The sequence below is a fragment of the Saccharomonospora saliphila YIM 90502 genome, from assembly GCF_000383795.1.
GTDB lineage: Bacteria > Actinomycetota > Actinomycetes > Mycobacteriales > Pseudonocardiaceae > Saccharomonospora > Saccharomonospora saliphila.
In genome coordinates this window covers 1-2329 of sequence record NZ_KB912638.1, presented here as the reverse complement: position 1 = coordinate 2329, position 2329 = coordinate 1, and the positions used below count along the sequence as shown (strand labels likewise).

Genomic DNA, 2329 nt, shown 5'->3' with positions numbered 1-2329 from the left:
CGCTCCGGTCGCCGGGCGGGTCGTCAGACGGCGTCGTCCGGGGCGCACGTCGGCCGCGGCGTCTCCACCAGTGCGGTGGAGCCCACGCTGCCCGGGGCAGTGCCCACGGTCCCCGTCGCGGTGCCCACGGTCCCTGGGGCGGTGCCCATGGTCCCCGGTGCGGTGCCCACGGTCCCTGGGGCGGTGCCCATGGTCCCCGGTGCGGTGCCCACCGTGCCCGTCGTGGTGCGCACCGGCGCGAGCCGGGGGCGCTTCGGTCGCAGGCCGTCGCCCATCGACTCGCCGCGCAGTTGCCGCCGAATCCAGGGCAGCAGGTGCGTCTTCGTCCACTCCAGGTCGGAACGCCGCAGGGTCAGCCAGTTGGCCTGCTGCTCGGTGGCAGGCCACGGGTCGCGCCAGTCCTGTTCGGTGTCCACGCCGAGAACCTCGGCGGCACGCAACGCGATGCGTCGGTGCCCCTCCGGGGTGAAGTGCAACCGGTCGTCGCTGAACGCCCGCACGTCGTGCAGCACGTGCATCGCCCACAGGTCCACGACCCGGGCGCCGTGTCGTTCGGCGACGGCCCACAGGTGGGCGTTGTAGATCCCGACCTTGCCCCGCAGGATGCTCATCACCGACATCTGCTTGGTGTCCGGGCCCGTGAAGATCAGCACCTGGATGCCCGCCGCGCGCAGCCGTGCGATCGCGTCCTCGAACCGCGCGGCGACATCGTCGACGTCGGCGCCCGGCACGATGATGTCGTTGCCGCCCGCGCACACCGTCACGAGATCGGGCCGGATGTCGAGGGCCACCGGCAACTGCTCGTCCACGATCTCGTCCAGCATCTTGCCGCGCAGGGCCAGGTTCGCGTAGCGGAAGTCGTCCCGCCCACCCGCCAGGATCTCCGCGAGCCGGTCGGCCCACCCCCGGAACGTGCCGTCCGGCAACTCGTCGTTGAGTCCCTCCGTGAAGCTGTCCCCGATCGCCACGTAACTGTCGAACACGTTCACGACAATTCCTCCCCGCAGCACCCTGTGGAATCTTGTGAAAACCGCGTATGGCCACGATCCGTCACCGACTCTGCCCCGCCGGCGCGCACCTACGCCACCGTCGGTTTCCGCGCAAGTCCCCACTCTCCCGCGTACGCGCGCCGTGAGCTGGACTTCCCGTGATCTGTGGTGAAGATCTCGAAGGGCTCGTCCCCGCCGTGTCGTTTCCGTCCGCGCGGGGGCTGCGGCAGGGTGGAGGCGTGAGCGAGCCCTCCACGAGCGGCGGTGCGCCCGAGCGCGCCGCCGGTGCCGTGCCTGCCGTGTCCGGTGAGCGCCGCGAACGTCACCCCGGCGGACCGGAGCGGGAGTCGCTGGCCGACATCCTGGGCGGGCGCCGGGGCGCGGTCGACGCGACGCTGCCCCCGGTGGCGTTCGTGCTGGGCTGGCTGCTCGCCGATTCCTCGATCGGCTGGGGTGCCGCCGCCGCGATCGCGGTGAGCGTCGTGGTCGGCGTGTTCCGGTTGCTGCGCCGGGAGAAGGTGCGCGCGGTACTGATCAGCCTCGCCGCCGTGAGCGTGGCCGCGCTGATCGCGGTCCGCACCGGAAGGCCCGAGGACTTCTTCCTGCCGCAACTGCTGCTCAACGTCGCCAGCGCGCTGGTGTGGGCCGTGAGTATCCTGGTGCGCTGGCCACTGCTCGGCGTCGTCGTCGGGGCCGTGCTGGGGCAGCGTACGCGCTGGCGACGAGACCCCGACCTGCTGCGTGCCTACGCACGCGCGAGCTGGGTCTGGGTCCTCGGTCAGTACACCCTGCGCGTGGTCGTGTTCGGCGCGCTGTGGTGGTCCGGGCACGTGGTGGCGCTGGGCACCGCACGGGTGCTGCTGTCCTGGCCGCTGGTGGCGGCGACCCTGGCCGTCAGCGGCGCGGTCGTCTACCGCACCCTCCCCGCGGGGCATCCCGGTCCGCGCCATCCGCGTGTGCCCGGTGACGGCCCCACGGAGCGCTCAACCGACAACGCCGCGGGCACCACCGAGGTACGCCGCGCGAGCGACGAGGCCCGGTAGCGCCCGGGCACCCTCAGGGGCCCCCGGCGAGGGGGATTTCCGGGGGCCGATTCCTACGGTACGCGCGCCGGACGGGGTGCGTCGGGGCCGAAAGCCTCCAGCGCGGCAAGCCATGCGGCCCCCAGCACCCCGTCGGTGCTGCCGAGGACCTCGGCACCGGGCAGCTCGGCGCGGAGGCGGGCGCGCACCCGCGCCCCTACCGCACTCGGCTCGCCGAGCACGCTGCCCACCAGCACCACGGGAGGTCCGGCTACCGCGCACGGAGCGACGGGCGCAACTGCTCGACGCCGCCCAGCA

General features: G+C 73.3%; 2 protein-coding genes and 1 pseudogene. 1 reads left to right on the top strand and 2 read right to left on the bottom strand.

Features of this window, described 5'->3' with window-relative positions; genetic code table 11:
• Positions 1-23: 23 nt before the first annotated feature.
• Positions 24-989, bottom strand: coding sequence for an SGNH/GDSL hydrolase family protein (locus tag SACSA_RS0105015; RefSeq protein ID WP_019814054.1), 966 nt, complete (start codon positions 987-989; stop codon positions 24-26).
• Positions 990-1288: 299 nt separating this feature from the next.
• Between SACSA_RS0105015 and SACSA_RS0105010 the strand changes: the two genes are divergently transcribed.
• Positions 1289-2032, top strand: coding sequence for a DUF3159 domain-containing protein (locus SACSA_RS0105010; protein WP_157596615.1), 744 nt, complete (start codon positions 1289-1291; stop codon positions 2030-2032).
• Positions 2033-2085: 53 nt separating this feature from the next.
• Here the strand turns inward: SACSA_RS0105010 and SACSA_RS0105005 are convergent.
• Positions 2086-2329: pseudogene (locus tag SACSA_RS0105005) on the bottom strand (hypothetical protein); the annotation flags it as partial.